General features: G+C 69.8%; 18 protein-coding genes, 1 tRNA gene and 1 pseudogene. 13 read left to right on the forward strand and 7 right to left on the reverse strand.

The window, feature by feature from the left end; genetic code table 11:
- Positions 1-63: 63 nt before the first annotated feature.
- Positions 64-1,698, forward strand: a complete 1,635-nt coding sequence (locus tag ACZ3I4_RS47410; protein WP_465388770.1) for a methyl-accepting chemotaxis protein — start codon at positions 64-66, stop codon at positions 1,696-1,698.
- Between the two features lie 172 nt (positions 1,699-1,870).
- Positions 1,871-2,983: a calcium-binding protein gene (locus tag ACZ3I4_RS47415; protein WP_465388771.1), complete on the forward strand. Its 1,113-nt coding sequence runs from the start codon at positions 1,871-1,873 to the stop codon at positions 2,981-2,983.
- A gap of 40 nt (positions 2,984-3,023) precedes the next feature.
- Here the strand turns inward: ACZ3I4_RS47415 and ACZ3I4_RS47420 are convergent, their stop codons facing one another.
- The 3 genes from ACZ3I4_RS47420 to ACZ3I4_RS47430 all read right to left on the reverse strand — a co-directional run bounded on the left by ACZ3I4_RS47420 (position 3,024) and on the right by ACZ3I4_RS47430 (position 6,170).
- The gene (locus ACZ3I4_RS47420) at positions 3,024-3,722 is read right to left on the reverse strand and encodes a Crp/Fnr family transcriptional regulator (RefSeq protein ID WP_465388772.1); all 699 of its coding nucleotides are present in this window, start codon (positions 3,720-3,722) and stop codon (positions 3,024-3,026) included.
- A complete protein-coding gene (locus ACZ3I4_RS47425) occupies positions 3,712-5,445 on the reverse strand; it encodes an adenylate/guanylate cyclase domain-containing protein (RefSeq protein ID WP_465388773.1) in 1,734 nt (577 codons plus the stop codon). The genes ACZ3I4_RS47420 and ACZ3I4_RS47425 overlap by 11 nt, the downstream gene beginning before the upstream one ends.
- A 652-nt stretch (positions 5,446-6,097) precedes the next feature.
- Positions 6,098-6,170 (reverse strand) — tRNA-Gly (locus ACZ3I4_RS47430).
- Positions 6,171-6,264: 94 nt separating this feature from the next.
- Here ACZ3I4_RS47430 and ACZ3I4_RS47435 point away from each other — a divergent pair.
- The 4 genes from ACZ3I4_RS47435 (at position 6,265) to ACZ3I4_RS47450 (ending at position 9,171) form a co-directional block, all read left to right on the forward strand.
- Entirely contained in the window at positions 6,265-6,585 is a 321-nt protein-coding gene (locus tag ACZ3I4_RS47435; RefSeq protein WP_465388774.1) for an STAS domain-containing protein, read from the forward strand.
- Between the two features lie 211 nt (positions 6,586-6,796).
- The gene (locus ACZ3I4_RS47440) at positions 6,797-7,858 is read left to right on the forward strand and encodes a glycoside hydrolase family 26 protein (protein WP_465388775.1); all 1,062 of its coding nucleotides are present in this window, start codon (positions 6,797-6,799) and stop codon (positions 7,856-7,858) included.
- A gap of 81 nt (positions 7,859-7,939) precedes the next feature.
- Positions 7,940-8,533, forward strand: a complete 594-nt coding sequence (locus ACZ3I4_RS47445) for a TetR/AcrR family transcriptional regulator (RefSeq protein ID WP_465388776.1) — start codon at positions 7,940-7,942, stop codon at positions 8,531-8,533.
- Positions 8,530-9,171: a nucleotidyltransferase domain-containing protein gene (locus ACZ3I4_RS47450; RefSeq protein ID WP_465388777.1), complete on the forward strand. Its 642-nt coding sequence runs from the start codon at positions 8,530-8,532 to the stop codon at positions 9,169-9,171. Before ACZ3I4_RS47445 ends, ACZ3I4_RS47450 begins: the two co-directional genes overlap by 4 nt.
- A 136-nt stretch (positions 9,172-9,307) precedes the next feature.
- On the opposite strand, the gene ACZ3I4_RS47455 is transcribed toward ACZ3I4_RS47450, so the two are convergent.
- Positions 9,308-10,189: a GNAT family N-acetyltransferase gene (locus ACZ3I4_RS47455; RefSeq protein ID WP_465388778.1), complete on the reverse strand. Its 882-nt coding sequence runs from the start codon at positions 10,187-10,189 to the stop codon at positions 9,308-9,310.
- Positions 10,190-10,252: 63 nt separating this feature from the next.
- On the opposite strand from ACZ3I4_RS47455, the gene ACZ3I4_RS47460 reads away from it, so the two are divergent.
- The 3 genes from ACZ3I4_RS47460 to ACZ3I4_RS47470 all read left to right on the forward strand — a co-directional run bounded on the left by ACZ3I4_RS47460 (position 10,253) and on the right by ACZ3I4_RS47470 (position 12,962).
- Positions 10,253-10,762: a GNAT family N-acetyltransferase gene (locus ACZ3I4_RS47460; RefSeq protein WP_465388779.1), complete on the forward strand. Its 510-nt coding sequence runs from the start codon at positions 10,253-10,255 to the stop codon at positions 10,760-10,762.
- A gap of 156 nt (positions 10,763-10,918) precedes the next feature.
- On the forward strand, positions 10,919-11,590 hold the full coding sequence (locus ACZ3I4_RS47465; protein ID WP_465388780.1) for an endonuclease V: 672 nt from the start codon (positions 10,919-10,921) through the stop codon (positions 11,588-11,590).
- Positions 11,591-11,846: 256 nt separating this feature from the next.
- Positions 11,847-12,962, forward strand: a complete 1,116-nt coding sequence (locus ACZ3I4_RS47470) for a hypothetical protein (RefSeq protein WP_465388781.1) — start codon at positions 11,847-11,849, stop codon at positions 12,960-12,962.
- 18 nt (positions 12,963-12,980) lie between these two features.
- Here the strand turns inward: ACZ3I4_RS47470 and ACZ3I4_RS47475 are convergent, their stop codons facing one another.
- Positions 12,981-14,444 (reverse strand): aldehyde dehydrogenase family protein, encoded by a 1,464-nt coding sequence (locus ACZ3I4_RS47475; RefSeq protein ID WP_465388782.1) that lies wholly within the window; start codon positions 14,442-14,444, stop codon positions 12,981-12,983.
- Between the two features lie 111 nt (positions 14,445-14,555).
- Between ACZ3I4_RS47475 and ACZ3I4_RS47480 the strand changes: the two genes are divergently transcribed.
- Positions 14,556-16,205, forward strand: coding sequence for a sulfatase-like hydrolase/transferase (locus tag ACZ3I4_RS47480; protein WP_465388783.1), 1,650 nt, complete (start codon positions 14,556-14,558; stop codon positions 16,203-16,205).
- A 230-nt stretch (positions 16,206-16,435) separates the two neighbouring features.
- Complete coding sequence (locus tag ACZ3I4_RS47485; protein ID WP_465388784.1) at positions 16,436-16,891, forward strand: hypothetical protein; 456 nt, start codon at positions 16,436-16,438, stop codon at positions 16,889-16,891.
- Here ACZ3I4_RS47485 and ACZ3I4_RS47490 read toward each other — a convergent pair.
- Together ACZ3I4_RS47490 and ACZ3I4_RS47495 are read right to left on the reverse strand one after the other, a co-directional pair.
- On the reverse strand, positions 16,857-17,162 hold the full coding sequence (locus ACZ3I4_RS47490; RefSeq protein ID WP_465388788.1) for a hypothetical protein: 306 nt from the start codon (positions 17,160-17,162) through the stop codon (positions 16,857-16,859). The genes ACZ3I4_RS47485 and ACZ3I4_RS47490 overlap by 35 nt on opposite strands.
- Positions 17,163-17,211: 49 nt before the next feature.
- A pseudogene (locus ACZ3I4_RS47495) lies at positions 17,212-17,910 on the reverse strand (outer membrane protein assembly factor BamB family protein); the annotation flags it as partial.
- Between the two features lie 345 nt (positions 17,911-18,255).
- Between ACZ3I4_RS47495 and ACZ3I4_RS47500 the strand changes: the two are divergent.
- Positions 18,256-19,209, forward strand: coding sequence for a proline iminopeptidase-family hydrolase (locus tag ACZ3I4_RS47500; protein ID WP_465388785.1), 954 nt, complete (start codon positions 18,256-18,258; stop codon positions 19,207-19,209).
- A 333-nt stretch (positions 19,210-19,542) separates the two neighbouring features.
- Complete coding sequence (locus ACZ3I4_RS47505) at positions 19,543-19,869, forward strand: hypothetical protein (RefSeq protein WP_465388786.1); 327 nt, start codon at positions 19,543-19,545, stop codon at positions 19,867-19,869.
- The last annotated feature ends 136 nt before the right edge of the window (positions 19,870-20,005 follow it).

A 20,005-nucleotide genomic window follows, 5' to 3' on the forward strand; every position in this document is an offset into this window, starting at 1 on the left:
TTAAGCGAGAAGCGTTCGCGATAGTTGGGGGGACAGCAGGTATCGCACGGGACGGAGAGCGGTATGAGTGTGCTGGCCCTGACCGAGCCGGTCACCCAGGCCGGGACGAGCCGGCGCTCCTTCGCGGACCTCAGCGTCCGGGTCAAGGTGCTGGCCGCGGTGGCCGCCGCCGCGCTCGTGGCACTGATCGTCGGGATCATGGGCCTCAACGCCCTGAGCGATGCCAGTAACTCGGCGCAGCTGATCTACCGCAGCAACGTGGCGAGCATCAAGGCCGCCGGCCAGATCCGCGCGATGATCACCGAGGCCCGGCTCGACACGGCCAACCAGGCGCTCTCGGTCGACGAGACCGGCACCACGAAGTTCGAGGAGGCCTTCGAGGAGGACCGGCGAGGCTTCGCCGCGGCGATGACCGCCTATCGCAACAGCAATCCGGCCGGGGATGCCGCCGCCATCGACGCGTTGCAGGACGACTGGAACGCCTACGTCGACCTCGTGCAGAGCAGGCTTCTGCCGGCCGGGCGGGCCAACCAGCTCGACCAGTGGGCGACCATCCGCGACAACGAAGTGATGCCGGTGATCGACGAGGCCTACGCCACCTTGACCACGCTGGGCGCCGCCGAGGACGCGGACGCCTCGAAGAACGCGGACGCGGCCCAGGACGGGTTCACCTCGAACCGGGCCTGGTCGATCGGCGTGCTGGTGGCCGGCCTGGCCCTGGCCCTGGCCATGGGCCTCTGGGTCGCGGGCCGGATCGTCGGGCCGCTGACCAAGGTGACCGTCGTCTGCGACGGGCTGGCCGACGGCGACCTCACCCGCAGCTCCGGCCTGACCACCGCCGACGAGCCGGGCCGGATGGGCCGCTCGCTCGACACCGCGATGGCCCGGCTGCGCGTGACCCTCCAGACGATCGAGGCGTCGGCGGCGTCGCTGTCCGGGGCGTCCGACCGGATGACCGATACCGCCACCCAGATCGCGTCCTCGGCCGAGGAGACCTCGGTGCAGGCCCAGGCCGTCTCGGCCGCCGCCGAACAGGTCTCCCGCAGCGTCGAAACAGTCTCCGCGGGCAGCGAGGAAATGGGCGCGTCCATCCGCGAGATCTCCCAGAACGCCGCCGAAGCCGCCCGCGTCGCCTCCGAAGCCGTCACCGTCACCGCCGCCACCTCAGCCACCATGGGCAAACTCGGCGACTCCTCAGCCGAAATCGGCAACGTCATCAAAACCATCACCGCCATCGCCGGACAAACCAACCTGCTCGCCCTCAACGCCACCATCGAAGCCGCCCGCGCCGGCGACGCCGGCAAAGGCTTCGCCGTGGTCGCCTCCGAAGTCAAAGACCTGGCCCAGGAAACCGCCCGAGCCACCGAAGACATCTCCCGCCGCGTCGAAGCCATCCAGGCCGACACCAGCGGCGCCGTCATGGCCATCGAAGAAATCTCCACGGTCATCCAGCGGATCAGCGACTTCCAGACCACCATCGCCTCGGCCGTCGAGGAACAGACCGCCACCACCGCCGAGATGAACCGCAGCGTCTCCGAGGCCGCCGGCGGCACCGGCGAGATCGCGCAGAACATCACCGGTGTCGCCGAGGCCGCCCGCCTGACCAGCCAGGGTGTCGCCGAAACGCAGGAGGCCACGGCCGAACTGGCACGTATGTCGTCCGAGCTGCGCAGCGTGGTCTCCGCGTTCCGGGTCTGAGATCCGCCGCACTTGCGCGCCCGGGAATGGCGCGCGAGATTAGCAACAGCGCGCAATCCGAAAGCTGCTTCCGGACAGTTCCAGCTGGCCTTTTTACCAGTTCGGACGCGTACTTCTTCCTGCGCCACGACCCCCTTGCCCTGCGAAGGTTCAGCGGTACCCGGGACACCGGATGCGAATCTTCAAGGGGGACACGTACATGAGCAACAACGAGCTACGCCGCCGCCGGATTCTCCGATTCGCCACGCTCGCCGCGGCGGGCGCGGCACCCGCGTTGATCCTGGCCGCTCCGGCGTACGCCGCCACCGGCGTGACCAAGGCCGGCGGCACCATCACCGTCAACGCCCAGGCCAACCGGGCCAACAACATCCTGGTCACCCGGGCCGGGAACTTCTTCTTCGTCCGGGACTCCGGCAATCCGCCGGTAGCGGGCGCGGGCTGTGCCCAGGTCAATGTGAACGTGGTCAGATGTTCGGCCACCAACGTCAATCTCCTCCGTGTGAACGCCCGGGACCGCAACGACACGGTCACCAACAACACGAGCACGACCTCGGTGCTCAACGGCGGGGACGGCCGGGACTTCCTGAACGGCGGAACGACCCGGGACATCATGAACGGCGACGCGGGAAACGACGTCCTCACGGGCAACAGCGGCAATGACTCCCAGAACGGGGGCGCCGGAAACGACACCCTCAACGGTGGCAACGGCGCCGACATCCAGAGTGGGGGCGCCGGGAACGACACGCTCAACGGTGGCAACGGCAACGACACGCAGAACGGCGGCGCCGGGAACGACCGGCTGAACGGCGGGCTCGGCAACGACCGGCAGTTCGGTGACGCCGGGAACGACACCGCGAACGGCGGGAGCGGCAACGACGTGCAGACCGGCGATGCCGGCAACGACACCCTCACCGGCGACAACGGCGGCGACACCCTCAACGGCGGCGCCGGCAACGACAACCTCAGCGGTGGCAACGGCAACGACCGGGTCATCGGGTTGGCCGGCAACGACGTGCTGCGCGGAGGCGCGGGCAACGACACGGTCACCGGCGAGGCCGGCAACGACCGGATCGCCGGTGACGCGGGCGCCGACGTGCTCCGCGGCGGCCCCGGCAACGACGCCGTCGTCGGCGGGGCGGGCAATGACCTGCTGTTCGGCGACGCCGGCAACGACAACCTGAACAGCCGCGACGGCGTGCGGGGCAACGACCGCAACTTCGGCGGCGTCGGCACCGACCGGTGCGTCGCGGACCTGAACGACTTCAAGAACAGCTGCGAACTGTAAGCACACCACGGGGGCGGGGCGCCGGACGGCGCTCCGCCCTTCACTTCGCCCGGGCCCGCAAACGGTCCAGGTCGATCACCGACACCGAGCGGCGGCTGGTCTCGATGACCCCTTGGCGGCGCAGCACACGCAGCGCCTTGGTGACCGACTCGCGCGACGAGCCGGTCCACGCGGCCAGCTCGTCCTGGGTGAGCGGCAGGGTGATGCGTACGGCATGGTCCTTGTCCTGGGAGGCGCCGAACCGCTCGGCCAGCTCGGCCAGCCGGAGCGCGACCCGGCCCAGGATGTCGTAGGTGCCGAACTCAACGCGTTTGCGGTCGGCGTCGCGCAGCCGGGACACGATCATCCGGACGATCCGCACCGCCGCGTCGGGATGCGAGCCGAGGAAGTCGAGGAAGGCGCCGACAGTGACCACGTACGTCTCGAGGGTTTCCAGCGCCGACACCGAGGCCGAGCGGGGGGCGCCGTCGAGCGCCGACATCTCCCCCAGCAGGGCGCCCGGACCGCGGATGGCCAGCAGCACCTCGCCGCCCTGGGCGGTCAGCGAGAACACCTTGGCCCGGCCGCTCAGCACGAGCACCACCGTGGTCGAGCGGTCGCCCTCGCTGAACAGGGTCGCCCCGCACGGCCAGCGCCGCCGGCGCCCGATCCGGAACAGGTCGTCGCGGTCGGCCGGGGCGAGGTCGGTGACGAACTCGCCGAGATCGAGGGCGAGCTGGGGATCGAGGTCAGTTGCCATGGTTCTCTCCCGAGAAGCCGTGCAGGACGTACGCTCCGACCGGCTGGACCCGGCCCTTGACCATCAGCTCGCCCAGCGAGGTGACCAGGGCGCAGTCGCCGATCCGGTCGCGCGTGGACGCTCCGATCACCACTTGGCCCGGTTCGGCCCGCGATTCGAGGCGGGCGGCCACGTTGACCGCGTCGCCCATCGCGTTGAAGTTGCGCAGCGCCTCTCCCCCGATGTTGCCGACCAGCGCCTCCCCCGTGTTGACGCCGACCCGGAACCGCGGCCACTCCGGCCGGCCGGCCGCGATCCGGTCGACCTCGTGCTGCATGGTCAGCGCGGCCCGGGCGGCGCGCAGGGCGTGGTCGGGCTGCCGGGCCGGCGCGTTGAACAGGGCCATCAGCGCGTCCCCGACGAACTGCACCACGGTTCCGTTCTCGTCGAGGACGGCGTGGGTGGCCACGTCGAAGTAGCGGTTGAGCATCTCGACGATCTCGCCCGGCGTGGCGAACTCGGAGAACGTGGAGAAGCCGCGCAGATCCGCGAACAGCGAGGTCACCTCGAGCACGGCCCCGCCCAGCGCGGCCTGGCTCGGGTCGGCGACCAGGGCGGTGGCCACGTCGGGCGACATGTACTGCCGGAACAGCACGTCGAGCGTCCGGTAGAGCCGCGCGTTCTCGAGCGCGATCGCGATCTGGGCGGACAATGTGGCCAGCAGGGCGGCGTCGCGTTCGGGCACCGGGCCGCCGCGGTCGGCCACCAGCACGCCGGCCGGGTGCCCCTTGACCAGGAACGGCAGGTACAGCGCGCCCTGCGGATCGGCCCCGGGCTGCCGGGCCGCCAGCGTCCGCTGCGCGCTGCGGAACATGCCGTCGCGGACCGGCGGACCGGCCGGGAAGACCAGCCGGTTGTCCTGGACAAGCCCGATCCGTACGGCGTATCCGTCGAAGGTGCGGGCGACGCGCTGCACCGCCGTGCGCAGCAGTTCGTCGTCCGACACCACGACCCGTGCGTCCTGACCGACCTCGACCAGCGTGCCCAGCTTGCGGATCTGATCACGTTCGCGGGCCAGCGCGCCGGCGGCCCGGCCCAGCACCGCGGCCTGCCCGTCGGTGAGTTCGAACTGCCGGGCCACCCGTTCGGTCGCCACGGCCAGCCGCCCCTCGTCGAGCCCGCCCCGCTCCCCGGTCTCGAGGGCGCCGACCAGACCTTCCAGGGCTTTCCCGTACGAGGCCCGCAGCTGCCGGACGGTGTCATCGGTGCCGACCGAGGCGAACAGTCCCGCCGCCGCGCCCTCGTTGCGATATTGCACCCAGGCGCTGTACGCGACGTAGCCGAACCCGGCCGCCATCAGCACGTGCCACAGCCACCAGGAGGCATGCCAGCTCGTGCCCGCGGCCATCGCCACGGCCGCCTCGGCCAGCAGCACGTACGCGGTGACGACCGACAGCAGCATGACCGACCGGCGCCGCCGGTAGAGGACGTAGTACCGAACCGCCGCATACCCGAAGAGCACCACACCGACCGCAGCCAGCAACACCGCCGGCGTAGACCCATCCGCAGCCGGCACCCGGTCGAGCGGCGGCATGCCGCTCAGCGACCCGATACCCCACGCCGCCGCCACCCCGAGCAACACCCCACGAAGCAGCCCCGACCACCGCAGCAGCCGAGCGCGGCCACCTTCAGACAGGTCGACCGCGCTGCCGGCCGCAAACACGGCGGCCAGAGTCAGCCCCACCGGCGAGGCATACGCAAACCCAGCGTTGCGAGCATCCAGAACCACCTGAGGGGTAGCCGCAGCATGCAGCCCCAAAAACGCCGCAGCCACCAAAAATGACAGCCCCACCAACAGCAACCGGGTGTCCGCCCGCCGCTGCGCAGCCTGATTAACAACCAGAGCCACCCCAAGACTGACCAGTGCGACCGCCAGCACCAGCCAGAAGTGCGCCTGTTCATGCTGCCAGTGCACATCCCACTCGGGCCGAGCCACCAACAGCCACAACCCACCCACAGGCGCCCCAAGATGCCCCACCCACACGACAACCCGCGCCGCGCTACCCCGCCCTGCCACAGGCTCCATCCAGCGCCTCCCGACGCTTACGCGGAGCTTCACCCTAGTCGCGCCCACCACAACGAGCTGTGTCAGAAACCGGCACCACCCCGCCCCACCGCGCTTTAGTGCCTCGGCGCAGCCGAGCGCACAAGCAGTTGGTGCCTCGGCCCAGCCGAGCGCACAAGCAGTTGGTGCCTCGGCCCAGCCGAGCGCACGAGCGGGTGACCCACCACCAAGCGCAAACCAACCGCACCGTGGGGTCTGGGGGCTCGGCCCCCAAGCAGACATGCGAGGAGGCCCGGTCCACGCTTTCCGTGGACACGGACCCCCGCCTACGAGCGGACGACGGGATTCGAACCCGCGACCCTCACCTTGGCAAGGTGATGCGCTACCAGCTGCGCTACGTCCGCGTTGGGGAGAACAATACCGGATCGGCCGCTGTGCTTGCGCATGGGGTCGCGTCGTCCGCTGCCGTGCTGGCGGGTGCCGGGTAGCATTCCACGAATGCAACCGGACGCCACGATTCAGCACGAACCGGCCGACGCGGATGGCCTGGTCGTCGCCTCGCTCAGCGGGGAACTCGACCTTGATCGCGCCGACGTCGTGCGGGATCGGCTGGCCGAGATCGCCACCGATCCGGCCTGCCGTTATCTGCGGGTCGACGTCGCCGGTCTCGACTTCATCGACTCGTACGGGCTGGGCGCTCTGGTCAGTGCCCGCAACAGCGCGGCCGCCTCGGGTGTGACGCTGACTTTGGCCGAGCCGTCGCCGCCGGTCCGCAAGGCCATCGAGGTCACCGGCCTGGGGCACGTGTTCGGGCTCTGACCCCTCGGGGGTTTGTCCCGCCGCCACGTCGCGTACGGGATGGCCGGAAAGCTCAACCGACGCCTGCCGCAACCGATCGCACGGCCGATGGCCGGGGGTCTTTTCGCGCGCAACCGACGCGCACCGGATCGGGCACTTGGCACGCACCTGACGACCTGGAATCTCTTTCCCATGCCCGGCTGACAACGGCCGGACAACCGGGGGAGATTCGATGCTTCGTAAGTCCGTGTACTCGCTGGCCGCTCTCGTCGCCGGGTTCGGCGCCGCGTTCGCAGCCGGCCCGGCCACGGCCCACGCCGCCACTGCTCCGGCTTCCGCGCCGGCCGCTCAGAAGTGTGTGACGGACGCGAAGCTGGTTCCGAGCTGCGGTGTGCTGTGGGGCGCCGCGGCGGGTGGCTTCACCGGGAAGCCCCGCGATGTGGAGCACAAGAGCTGGGAGAAGCTGAGCGGCCGCACCGCCACCATCTTCCACACCTATCACAAGGGTGACGAGAAGTTCCCGACGGCGGCCGAGATCGCCATGGTGCGCGAGCCGGCCAAGCCGCGGGTGCTGCTGCTCAACTGGCGTGTCGAGTACGGTTCGACCTGGGCCAATGTCGCCGCCGGCAAGCTGGACGGGCGCATCGACGCGTTCGCCGCGCGGGTCAAGGCGACCATGCCCGAGAAGTTCTTCCTGGTGCTCAACCACGAGCCCGAGGACGATGTGCGCCCGGCCGCCGGTTCGGGCATGCAGGCCAAGGATTTCGCGGCCTCGTACCGTCACGTGATCAAGCGGCTGAAGTCGAAGGGCCTCAGCAACATGATCAACGTCGTGGCGTACATGGGTAACGAGAAGTGGATGGCGCAGTCGTGGTGGAACGACCTGTACCCCGGTGACGACGTCGTCGACTGGATCGGCCTGGACTCGTACGTGAGCGCCGAGCAGAACTACTACCACGCCGGTGTGTTCGCCGACCTGCTGGACCGTAAGGCCAAGGGCGGCGAGGGCTTCTACCAGTGGGCCACGACCAAGCACGCCGCGAAGCCGCTGATGGTCGCCGAGTGGGGCGCCTACCACCGCATCGGCAAGGTCGTCGACAAGACCAAGCAGTTCAACAGCGTGCTGCCGGAGCTGGCCAAGCGCCCCAAGGTCAAGGCGATCGTGTACTTCGACACGAAGAAGGACGCGTTCGGCGACCGCGACATCAGCATCGACAGCGCCCCGTCGAGCCTGGCGGCGTTCCGCAAGCTGGCCGCCAGCCCGAAGTTCAACGTGCAGATCAAGCTCAAGTAGTCGTAGTGACGGCAGCCGCCCTCCGGGGTGGCTGCCGTTCTTCGTTGACGGAGTGAGTACTCACTCCGTACGGTGTGAGGCATGACAGAGCAACGGCGCCGAGCGCCCGGCATGACCCCCGACCAACGCCGCGACACCATCGTGCAGGCCGCCCTCCCTCTGGTGGCCGAGCTGGGCGCGGCCGTGACCACCGCCCGCATCGCCCGGGCCGCGGGCATCGGCGAGGCCACCATCTTCCGCGTCTTCGACGACAAGAACGCCCTGATGGCGGCCGTCGCCGTCGCCGCCATGGATCCCACCCGGGTGCTGCAGGAGCTGCAGTCGATCTCCCTCGACCAGCCACTGGCCGCCCGCCTGACCGAGGCCCTCGACACCTTGGACGCCCACCTCACCCGCATGGGCACAGTGCTCGGAGCCGTGGGCACCACCCGGCCGGCCGCCGACAGTCCGGAAGCGCGCGAGCTCTCCACCCACCGCGACGCCGCGCAGAAGGCCACCCGCCAGGCCGTCCTCGAACTCTTCGAACCCGACGAGCCCCAGCTGCGCCGGCCCGCCGATTCCGTGGCCGGCTCTTTCCTCGGCCTCTTCTACGGCCGGGGCCGCCACCGAGACGCCGAGGTCACCAACGACGACCTGATCGACCTGTTCCTGCACGGCGCCCTGGCCCGCCCGTGATCGAAGACCTGGCCCGCCTCACGCGGGCCCGCTCGGTCATCCTGCACGGCTCCCGGGCCGCCGGCGGCTTCCGCCCCGGCGAGAGCGACATCGACCTGCTCGTCGTGGCGGACCGCCCGCTGACCGACCCCCAGATCGCGGCCCTGGAGCTGCTCGCCCGCGAGGCCGACCTGCATCCGGCGGCAGGCCTGGACCTGCATGTGGTGACCGCCGCGGTCGCCCTGAATCCCACTCCCGCTCCCCCGCTCGAGCTGCACATCGGGCGCGACCTGAGCGGCCCCGTGGAGATCGTCGTCCGCAGCCCAGGGGACCCCGATCTGCCCGCCGAGTTCTCCATGGCCCGCGCCCAGGGCCGCGCCTTGACCGGCCTGCCACCGGCCGATGTCCTGGCCCCCATCCCCCCGCAGTGGCTTGTCGCCCGGGGTCGCCATTGGCTGCGCACGTGGCTGACCCGGACCGACGACGCCGAGCACGCCGTGTTCATGCGCCAGACCGCCTGCCGCATCTGGCACTTCGCGGCCACCGGCACCCACTCCTCCAAACAGCACGCCGTGACCTGGGCCTACACCCAAGACCCGTCCCTCGAGCGCGCCGATCTGACCCAGCTGCTCAACACTGTTCTCGACGCAACGGCATAAACCACAGCCGACGTACGCCGAGTCGTCCCCACAGAAGCACCACCCCCAGCTCTCGCTGCACCTCGCGGCCTGAGCGCAACTCCGGGCCATAGCGCGCGCCCGGGACGTTCCCGGTGGTCACCCACGACGCGTGTCTCTAGGCCGCCCGTCGATAGGTGACCGTGCGGCCGGCGTCGCGGAAGCCGATTCGGCGGTAGAGCTCTCGTGGCACCGGGTAGGCGGCGTCACCCCGGGGGCACACCACGGCGAGGGCCGCGCCGGCGTCACGCATGGATCGCAGGCAGGCCAGGCTGACGGCGGCTCCGAGGCCGCGCCGGGCGTGCCGGGGGTCGGTGCCGACCGGTTCGAGCAGGGCGGCCCGGTTGACGTCGTCGTACCAGCCGAGCGCGGACGCCACCAGGGTTCCGTCGGGCGCCTCCACCACCAGGTCGAGATCGCGCCGGTAAGGCCAGGTGCCAGCGATCATCTGGTAGCGCTCGGTGGTCATGCCCGACTCGCCGTCGCCGAGGTCCACCGGCGGCACCTGCAGTCGGCCGACCCACTTGGGACGCCACGCCGCCCGATGCACCGCGGCCCGCTCGGCCACCTCGTCGGGCCGGGTGGCGCGCACCCGGTAGCCCTCGGGCAGAGTTGGCGCCGGGAGGTCGCTGTCCAGATCACGGACGCAGTGCCGGAAGAACGGTTCGTCAGCTTCGCGATACCCGGAGTCCCGAAGACCGGCGATCAGCGCGGCGTCGGTGTCCATCGCGGTCACGGTCTGCTCGACCGGGCCGGCGGCCTGGTCGAACCAGCGCAGCACCGTGGGCACCAGGCTCGGCGGCGCATGCAGTTCGAGGCTGCCCGGCGGACTCAGCGCGGCCCAGGCCACGACCTCACCGTCCGCGTCCCGCCACATTTCCACGGTGCGATCCGCGAACGCCGGCCGCTGCCATGCCAGGTCACCGATATGCCAGCGGCTGTCCGGCGTCCAACTGCGCTGAACGGCCCGCTGCATGGCCATCAGGTCGGCGTTTGTCACGGCGTGATTGTGCACCACGCGGCGCGTGCCGCGATCATGCGAGCGGCTCCTTATGGTCACCGGATGAGGATTACGCTGCGCGCTCTGACAGATGAGGATGTCGAGGCGCACAACGCCGGCGAGGACGAGCACACCATCCGCTGGCTGAACGGCGCCCCCAGCACCGCCGAGACGACGGCCGCCCACTTCAACCAGCTCGCCGCCAATGCTCGTGCGGCGCGCGGCAAGCGAGGATTCGGCGTGTGCCTGGATGACCGCCTGGCCGGGTACGTCGACTGCGACCCGGATGTCGCCGACGGCTTGGAACCCGGCGACGTCAACATCTCCTACGCCGTCCACCCGTGGGCCCGCGGGCGCGGCGTCGCGGGGGAAGCCGTCCGCCTCATCCGCGAGTACATGCGCGAGCACCGCATCGGCACACGGGCCGCCATCCGGGTCGAGCCCGGCAACATCGCCTCCGTCCGCGTCGCCGAGAAGAGCGGCTTCCTCTACGTCCGCGACTTCACGTCCGGCACGGACATGCGACCCGATGGAACCCCGTCAGTGCTGCGGCTCTACGTGCATGACGTGTAGGCGCCCGGCCGCCTCACCCGGGGATGTCGTCGCGGCCGAAGAACGAGCGCATGGCGTGCAGGGCGAAGAACCGGGCCGCGGCCAGGGTCGGCAGGTGCCGGCGGTCCGCCACCTGCCGGAGGGATCCACGGGCCGGCGTCGCCTACCGTTGATCGGGTGCCCGCACCCGAAATCCGTGACGCCCTGCGCCGTCAGGACGAGTTACGCGAACGCCTGGTCCGCACGACGGCGCCGATCGAGTGGCCCCGCACGGTGGTCGGGCTCGACGTCACGTACGAGAAGAACTCGGATCGGGCCGTGGCCGCCGCCGTCGTGATCGAGGTGGGCACGCTCGCGGTGCTCGAGATCGCCGTCCACCGCGGAAAGGCCGATTTCCCGTACGTGCCGGGGCTGCTCGCCTTCCGCGAGGCGCCCCTGCTGGTGGCCGCGATCGAACGGCTCACCGAGCCCCCGGCCCTGCTGGTGTGCGACGGCTACGGGCTGGCCCACCCCCGGCGCTTCGGCCTGGCCGGCCATCTCGGCGTGCTGCTCGACGTCCCGTCGTTCGGCGTGGCCAAGACCGCGTTCCTGGGCGAGTTCGCCGTCCCGGCCGGGGAGCGCGGCTCCCATTCACCCCTGATCGACGACGGTGAAACGGTCGGCAGCGTCGTCCGCACCCGGGCCGGAGTGAAGCCGGTCTTCGTCTCGGCCGGCCATCGGATCGGACTCGATGACTGTATTGCTCTCACGGTCCGGCTCAGTGGCGGCTTTCGCATTCCGGAACCGACCCGCCAGGCCGACATCGTATCGCGAGCGGCACTTCGCGAATGGCCACCGGAATCGCGCTGAGCCGAAAGCATTTTCGCTTTTCCGGCCCCTTTCATGATCCCTAAAGAGTGAATACCGGCGCTTTCCGAGCGGGCCCGAATGGCGCTCGTCAAACCGCCGCGACCAGCAGCTATGGCAATAATGACGGTTTCCCGGCCCCGGTGCTCACATGTCGTGCACAATGCATTCACAGGCGACACCTAAGGTGTTTTGGCACGTTGAGCCTCGAAACCGGCGCGCCAGGCCCGTAGGCGCGCGGTGTGCACCGGGAGGCGGCATGGCGAGACGCGTCTTTGTTCATATCGGCGCGCCGAAGACGGGCAGCACGTACGTGCAGAACGTGCTTTGGAACAATGTGGAGGCCTTGCGCGGCGCCGGCATTCTGCTGCCGGGCCGGTTCTCGGCGCACGACGAGGCGATGGCCGACCTGCGCGGGCTGAACTGGCACGCCACCCCGGCGTGGTCGTGGGACAGGCTGGTCGCCAAGACGGCCGAATGGCCCGGTGACGTGGTCATCACCAACGAGGGCCTGGGCGCCGCGACCAACGCGCAGGCCGCCCGCGCGGTGCGCAGCCTGCAACCGGCCGAGGTGCACGTGCTCGTGGCCGCCCGCGACCTGTGGCGCACCTTTCCGTCGATGTGGCAGCAGAGCATCCGGGCCCGCGGCGTCTGGAGTTTCGAGGACTTCATCGGCGCGGTCGAGCGCGGCCGGTTCGACGACTTCTGGGAACATCACACGGCCAACCGCATGCTGCGCCGCTGGGGCGACCTGGTGCCAGCCGACCGGCGGCACCTGATCACCGTGCCCGGCCCCGGCATGCCCCGCGACACCCTGTGGCGCCGTTTCGCGGGCGTCATCGGCATCCCCGACGGGCTCTGCGATCTGACCGATTCGGCGGGGGCCAACACCTCGCTGGGCGCGACCGAGGTCGAGGTGCTGCGCCGGGTCAACCGCGCGCTGGGCGACCGATACCCGCACCGGGCCCCGTACCAGCGTGTCGTGCAGCGGCACCTGGTCGACGCCGTGCTCAAGCAGCGCGCCAACAACGTCCGCTTCGGGATCGGCCCGGACCGCGCCGAATGGGTGCTCGACCTGGCCGAACAGCAGATCAAGGAGCTGGACGAGTATCCCTGCGACGTGGTCGGCGACCTGGCCGAGCTGCGCCCCGTCGACATCGCCCCGGTCCGCACGCCCGATCAGCTCGACCGCGACCAGGTGCTCGACGCCGCCATCGAGACCATCATCGGCATGATCAGCCACGCCGAGGAACTGGACCTCCTGCTCCCCCGGCCCCGCGAGAGCCCGCTGGAACGCCTGCGCCGCCGGGCGTCCCGCAAGGTCAAGCGGGGGCTCAAGAAGGTCAAGCCCCCGCAGGGCATGCAGCTATGGTGATGATCTTGCGAAGACGCCCTAGAAGGGGAAGGTCGCGGCCTGGCTGCGGACGGTGATCCAGCGGGTCTCGGTGAAGGCTTCGATGTTGGCCGCCGCGCCGCCGAAACGGGAGCCCGTGCCGGACGCGGCGACCCCGCCGAACGGCGCGTTGGCCTCGTCGTTGACGGTCTGGTCGTTGATGTGGGCGATGCCGGTCGGGATGCGGTCGGCCAGTTCGACGCCGCGCATCGCGTCGCGGGTGACGATGCCCAGCGAGAGGCCGTACTCGGACTCGCCGGCCAGGGCCACGGCCTCGTCGAGGCTGCCGAACTTGGCCACCGGCGCGACCGGCCCGAAGATCTCCTGGGCGAACGCGGGGGTCGACGCGGTCACGCCGGCCAGCACGGTCGGGCGATAGAAGAGCTCGTCGTACCGGCCACCGGCGGCCAGCCGGACGTCACCGCCGACGCTCGACGTGACCAGGTTGTGGATCTTGTCGCGCTGGCCGGCGTCGATCACCGGGCCGAGGGCGACCTCGTCACGGGCGGGGTCGCCGACGGGCAGTTTGGCCGCCTTGTCGGCCAGTTGCTCGACGAAGTCGTCGTACAGGCTCTCGTGCACCAGGTGGCGGCCGGTGGTCATGCAGATCTGGCCCTGGTGGAACCAGCTGCCCCAGGCCGCGAGGTTGACCGCGGTGGCGACGTCGGCGTCGGCCAGCACGACCAGGGCCGAGTTGCCGCCCAGCTCGAGGTGGGCCCGCTTGAGGTGCCGGCCGGCCAGCTCGCCGACGCGGCGGCCCGCCTCGGTCGAGCCGGTGAACGAGAGCACCGGCACGCGCGGGTCGGTGACCAGGGCCTCGCCCACGTCACGGCCGCCCGGCAGCACCTGGAACAGGCCGTCGGGCAGACCGGCCTCCTGGAAGATCCGGGCCAGCACCAGGCCGCCGGTGATCGCCGTACGGGGATCGGGCTTCAAGAGAACGGCGTTGCCGAGGGCCAGCGCCGGGGCCACCGAGCGGATGGCCAGGATGATCGGCACGTTGAACGGCGCGATCACGCCGACCACACCGACCGGGCTGCGCCGGGTCATGGACAGGCGCGGCTCGGCCGAGGGGATCAGTTCCCCGTACGGGCGTCCGGGCAGCGACGCCGCCTCCCAGCACTCCTGCTCGGCGGTGTGCACGGCGAACCCGGCCATCCCGGGGATCGCGCCGACCTCGCGGATGTTCCACCACGAGATCTCTTCGGCGTGCTCGGCCCACAGGGCGGCCGCCCTGCGCAGCACGGCAGCCCGCTCGAAGTGCGGCCGGGCCGCCCACTCCCGTTGCGCGGCCGCCGCCGACTCCGCCGCCGCGCTCACGTCGCCGGGTGTGGCCAGCACGACCCGGCCCAGGGTTCCGCCGGTCGCGGGCTCGACCACGTCGATGGTTTCGCCGCCGCCGGCCCGCCAGGCGCCGTCGGTGAAGAGCAGATCGTGCCAGCGGGACGGTTCGAGCAGCGCCATCGTGGGGCTCCCTTCAAGCAGGTGGGCCCGACGATAGCCCGCGCGGCGCGAATCGGCTCGCGTACGGTTCTGAACCTTGTGCGGCTCCCGCCCGTATCCCCGGGCGTGCCCGTGCCTCTTCGCCGCCTGTCCGCTGTGCTGCTCACCGTCCTCGCCGCCGCGCTGATCGTGGCCGCGCTGGTCGTGCCCGAGGCGATCGCCCGGCCCAAGGAGGGCGCGTTCCTGCCGGGCGCCTTCCTGCGGCTGCCGATCGAGGTCATCCTGGCCGGGGCCGTGGTGCTGGCGCTTCCGGCCCGGTGGCGACGCCCGTTCGCGGTGCTGTTCGGGCTGGGCGTGGGCGTGCTGGTCATTCTCAAGATCGCGAACGCCGGGTTCCGGGACGTGCTCGGGCGCAAGTTCGACCCGGTCGTCGACACCCCGCTGCTGCGCGACGGCTACAACGCGCTGACCGAGACCGACGGCAAGACGATGGCCAACCTGTACGTGGCCGGGGCCGTCCTCGGCACGCTCGTGCTGCTGGCCGCCCTGGTCCTGGCCTCGGTGCGCCTGGCCCGGATCAGTGCCGGGCACACTCTGCCCACGCGGCGGATCCTGGCCGGGCTCAGTGCCGTCTGGGTTGCGCTCGCCCTCTCCGGGGTGGCGCTGTTCCCCAACGCGCCGGTCGCCTCCGACTCGGCGATCGCGCTGCTCAAGTCGACGGCCCGGCAGGTGCCGGCCACCATTCGTGACGAGCGCCAGTTCGCCTCGGCGGTCAGCCACGACCCGTACGCGTCCGTGCCCCGGGCCGACCTCGTCTCGGGCCTGCGCGGCAAGGACGTGATCATCGGCGTCGTCGAGAGCCTCGGGCACAGCTCGCTGACCGACCCCGGCATGTCGGCGATCCTGAACCCGGCCCTCGACTCGTCGTCGGCCCGTCTGACGGCGGCCGGCTTCCACGCCAAGACCGGCTGGCTGACCTCCTCGACGTACGGCGGAGGCAGTTGGCTGGCGCACGGCTCGTTCCAGTCCGGCCTGTGGATCACCTCCCAGCGCCGCTACGACGGCATGGTCGAGGGTGACCGGCTCACGCTGACCCGGGCGTTCAAGGACGCCGGCTGGCAGACCGCGGGCATCGAGCCCGGCAACACGAAGAACTGGCCCGAGGCGGGCTTCTACGGCTACGACCGGGTGCTCGATTCCCGCACCATGGGCTACAAGGGCCCCGACTTCGGCTGGTCACGGATGCCCGACCAGTACGTCATGAACACCTTCCAGAAGCAGGTCTACGCCACCCGCACGAAGCCGCTGATGGCCGAGATCACCCTCACCTCCAGCCACGAGCCCTGGACCCACGTCCCGTCCATCCTGCCCTGGGACGCGATCGGCGACGGCACGGCCTACAACGCACAGGTCGCCTCGGCCCCGGAGCGTTCCGACCTGTGGTCCGACAAGGTCAAGACCCGGGCCGCGTACGCCCACACGCTCGCCTACTCGGTGGAGTCCCTCACGTCGTGGGCCGCCGACTACGGCAACGACAACACGGTCCTGGTCATGTTCGGCGACCACCAGCCCATGTCCATCATCACCGGCCCGCAGGCCAGCCGCGACGTGCCCGTCACCATCATCGCCAAGGACCCGCAGGTGCTCGACCGCATCGCGGCATGGAACTGGACCGACGGCCTCAAGCCCGGAAACGCCCCGGTCTGGCGCATGGACGAGTTCCGAGACAAGTTCTTCGCCGCCTACGGCCGCGCCGACGGAGTCGCCCTCGCCCCGCGCTAGCGACAGGCAGTGGCCCGGAGCCGTCCGACATAGCCTCGCCTAGAGGGACGAGCATTCCGAGCTGATGTCCGTTCAGGCATTCGGAACCCTGACGATCCGTAGCCCGTCGGACCACTATGCGGTTGAGGTCATGGTTCCCACTTGCCGCGTCAGTAGTGACAGCCGCTGCCGGGGCGGGTCTGACGTGGGAAAGCAACTCGTTGGGCGGGGAACGCATTGGCCTGATCGTGATGTTCGGCGACCGTGCCTCGGAGCCGCCCGCCCTGATCCTGCTCGGCGCGCTGCTGGTGGCGCTCGCCGGTGTCGTGGCCGCCATGGTGTACGACCAAACGATGTACGCGTGGGCCGCGATCGCCGGCACTCTGACCACGCTGGGCAGTGTCGGTTGGTACGGCATCCAGATCAGCGGTGAGCGGATACGCGCCATCGGCATGGACAGTGCCGGAAACCTCATCGAGCCGGAGGCGGCAAGCCGCATCGGCGTTGGCTGGTATCTCACCACAGCCGCGCTCGTGGCAACGGTTGTGCTCGCGATCGACCTCACACGCGGGGCCTGCAGCACCCCTGACCGCGATACCGAGGTCGTCCGGCGAAGCACGAGCGCGCGTTGTCAGCGGCAGATGCGCGCACGCGTTTGGTGTAAGAAAGCGTTCATGCCCCCGCGGTGGTGGGCATCCGGAGGGTAACGAGGTGCCCCTTGCCGATGGCATGCACGAGGCCGCCGGCCGCGGGCAGAAGCCGGCCGGACCGCGTGGGTAGTCGCTGACGGGTGCGAACCTTGCCGGCACGATCGACGGTAACGGTGGAACCGTCGGTGTAGACGACCAGGGCGCCGCCCATCACCGCAGCCACGGCTGACGGAACGCCATTCGAAGTCGCCTTCACTGTGGTGACTTCCCCGCGGGTCAGGTCGACGACGCTGACGCCGGTTGCGTCGACCAGCCAGAGCCGCTTCACCGTCGAGCGAGGGCGGGCGCAGCAGGTCCTTCTCGTGTTCCCACAGCATGTGCACGCCAGTGTCCGGGTGAAACAACATGACCGTCCGGCGGCCGCTGAGGAAAGCGATGTGGCCATCGGCGCCAACCGTGCCGCCGGGTTCGCCTTCACAGAAGTAGACCGGAGCGGGCAGGGGCCATTCCTTGACGACGACACCGGTCCGCGGGTCCAAGTGCATCAGGCGGGCTCGATCGGTGCCGGCAACGAGCGTTGCATGGCCGGTGAGGTCTCGCTGGGGTGTCACCTGGCGCAAGTCCGACCAGGCCGTCCCATCATCGTGGGCCGGCGCTATGCCATCGGCCGGCAGGGGTTTGCCGTCGGCCAGAGACAGTCGAAGAAGCGGGCGGTAACCACGCCACCCACCCGTCAGGACAACCGAGCCGCTGACACTCACGTCATGGCGCCACGACAGGCCCGGCATGGACCACAGTCGCTCACCACCGCGAACGTCGAAGCAGTACAGGACTCCTGCCTGACTCAGATACAGACAGCGGCCACCGGCGATGACGGTGACGCCCCAGCAGTCATCGACGTGTTGGTCCCACAGCAATGCCCCGCTCTTCGGGTCCAGACAGACCAGACGAGAGTGCCGCTCCGCCACCACCAAGGCGTCCGTGGTGGCTGCGAGCGTCTCGGCGGATGACCGTAGATGCAACAGCCGTGACCAGGCCAACTCCACCGGCTGCTCCAACACCCGTACATCATGCACGCGACCCGCTCAAAGGGAGTAAGGCTCCGACTGCGCCCGCCACCACCACCTTCCATCCGAACGCAGGCGCGCTACGCCAGATGAGGACGCGCCAGTCCGGCTGCGCGCGCTCATCGGCATGAGCGTGCGGACGATCATGGATGCCGGGCATCGGGACGAGTCGATGGGTGGCATGTCGGCGCGCGCAGGTGGGAGTGAGCCGACGCCCGCCAATCCCCAGGACAGGCGGGCCGGATGGGTGCCGAAGCAAGGCTTGGCGGATCCGCGTGGGTCAGCCGTGATCGGTCGGCATTCCGGCTAGGCTGTTGGGGACGCGTGGCGCTTTGCCGTGGTGGGAGGTAGCGGATGCAGGCGATCAGCGGCTATCTGGACTACTCGGGCCGGGATGACCTGCTCAGCGGCGGCGCGCGAAAGATTCCGGTGACCACTCCGGCCGGCACGTACCAGGTATGGGTGAAACGGATCGGCAACAACCCTCGGTTGCGGGTGTTGCTGCTGCACGGCGGTCCCGGCGCCACCCACGAGTACCTGGAAGCCTGCGACAGTTACCTCCCTGCGGCGGGGATCGAGTATTACTACTACGACCAGCTCGGATGCGGGTTCAGCGATCAACCCGAGGACCCGTCACTGTGGGAGCTGGACCGTTACGTCGACGAGGTCGAGCAAGTCCGCCGTGCGCTGAGGCTGGAGCGTGACAGCTTCGTACTGTACGGACAATCCTGGGGCGGGATCCTCGCCATGGAGTACGCGCTCACCTACCAGCAGCACCTGCGCGGGCTGGTGATCTCCAACATGATGTCGAGTGTCCCCGCGTACAACGAGTACGCCGAGCGGGTGCTGATGCCGCAGATGGACCAGGCGGCGCTGACCGAGATCAAACAGCTGGAGGCCGACGGGGAGACCGAGCACTCCCGGTACATGGAACTGCTGATGGAGCACCACTACGTGCATCACGTCCTGCGGATGCCGGCCGAGGCCTGGCCAGAGCCCGCGCAGCGGGGGTTCGCCCACATCAACCCGGCGATCTACGTGTCCATGCAGGGGCCCAGCGAGTTGGGCATCAGCCTGGACGCCAAGCTCGCGCATTGGGACCGGACGGCGGAGCTGGCGTCGATCGAGGTGCCGGCCCTGGTCGTCGGCGCCCAGCACGACACGATGGACCCGGCGCACATGGAGATGATGGCGCGCCGCCTGCCGCAAGGCCGGTACTTGCACTGCCCGGACGGCAGCCACCTGGCCATGTACGACGATCAACAGGTGTATTTCGCCGGCCTGATCGACTTCCTGCGGCATCTGTAGGACAACCTGCGGCGCACAGGATCAGCCGCGCGTCGCCGTGCTGGTTAATCAAGCCGTGGGCCGGATCTGGCGTTCCTCCGAGCTATGGCGCTAGGCGGCCCAACGGCCGAGCCAGATTCAAGAGGACGAACAGGAGCAAGGCAGCCGTTGAAGCCCCCTTCAGCGCCGTTCGCTGCAGATCAGAACACACCGTTGCTCCCCTTCTGCTCCCACCGCGGCGGACGCGGGATAGGTGCTGGCGAACGCCGGGGCGAACACAGAGAGATCCACCGCCGGACGCCCGCATCGCGGCAAATGAGTACATGCGCGGTCGAGGCAGGTCAGGCTTAAAATGTGAGTGCCACTAGCCAAGTTCACCTACGCCTGTTTGCAGACGCGCCCTTCAGTCGCAGCGCGGAAATCGCCGCAGCCTTGACTCGGCGCCTCGCGGACCTCGGTGATGTGCAAGTGGCGCAACTCGGCAGCTACTGGAAGGTTCCCAGCTACATCGAGTTCGAGGTCGAAGTCACGCTGACCAGCGACGTACCAGTGGGCGTCGCTGACATCCGAAAGCTTGAGCCCGCGGGATGGTCGGGCGACGTATGGAACCACGAGCCTGGTGGGCGAGAGTTTCTCCTGCCGGAGATCCGCTGGGCGTGGCTCACAGCAGACGATGGTTGAACTAACCAGCGCGCGCTCAGCGGCATTATGCAGGTAATCTTTGTCAAGTCGATCATGATGCTTGTTGGTCCAGGCCGTTCAGGAGCCGGGTGAACAGGTCGGCGCGGTGGGTTTGGTCGTGTGCGGCGGCGTGGTC

It is taken from the genome of Actinoplanes sp. NPDC021490 (genome assembly GCF_055562135.1).

Excerpts from the sequence above, each read along its gene's own strand:
- ACZ3I4_RS47410 (WP_465388770.1), top strand. The coding sequence starts at position 64 with ATGAGTGTGCTGGCCCTGACCGAGCCGGTCACCCAGGCCGGGACGAGC.
- ACZ3I4_RS47415 (WP_465388771.1), top strand. The coding sequence starts at position 1,871 with ATGCGAATCTTCAAGGGGGACACGTACATGAGCAACAACGAGCTACGC.
- ACZ3I4_RS47420 (WP_465388772.1), bottom strand. The coding sequence starts at position 3,722 with ATGGCAACTGACCTCGATCCCCAGCTCGCCCTCGATCTCGGCGAGTTC.
- ACZ3I4_RS47435 (WP_465388774.1), top strand. The coding sequence starts at position 6,265 with ATGCAACCGGACGCCACGATTCAGCACGAACCGGCCGACGCGGATGGC.
- ACZ3I4_RS47440 (WP_465388775.1), top strand. The coding sequence starts at position 6,797 with ATGCTTCGTAAGTCCGTGTACTCGCTGGCCGCTCTCGTCGCCGGGTTC.
- ACZ3I4_RS47445 (WP_465388776.1), top strand. The coding sequence starts at position 7,940 with ATGACAGAGCAACGGCGCCGAGCGCCCGGCATGACCCCCGACCAACGC.
- ACZ3I4_RS47460 (WP_465388779.1), top strand. The coding sequence starts at position 10,253 with ATGAGGATTACGCTGCGCGCTCTGACAGATGAGGATGTCGAGGCGCAC.
- ACZ3I4_RS47470 (WP_465388781.1), top strand. The coding sequence starts at position 11,847 with ATGGCGAGACGCGTCTTTGTTCATATCGGCGCGCCGAAGACGGGCAGC.
- ACZ3I4_RS47475 (WP_465388782.1), bottom strand. The coding sequence starts at position 14,444 with ATGGCGCTGCTCGAACCGTCCCGCTGGCACGATCTGCTCTTCACCGAC.
- ACZ3I4_RS47485 (WP_465388784.1), top strand. The coding sequence starts at position 16,436 with ATGTTCGGCGACCGTGCCTCGGAGCCGCCCGCCCTGATCCTGCTCGGC.
- ACZ3I4_RS47500 (WP_465388785.1), top strand. The coding sequence starts at position 18,256 with ATGCAGGCGATCAGCGGCTATCTGGACTACTCGGGCCGGGATGACCTG.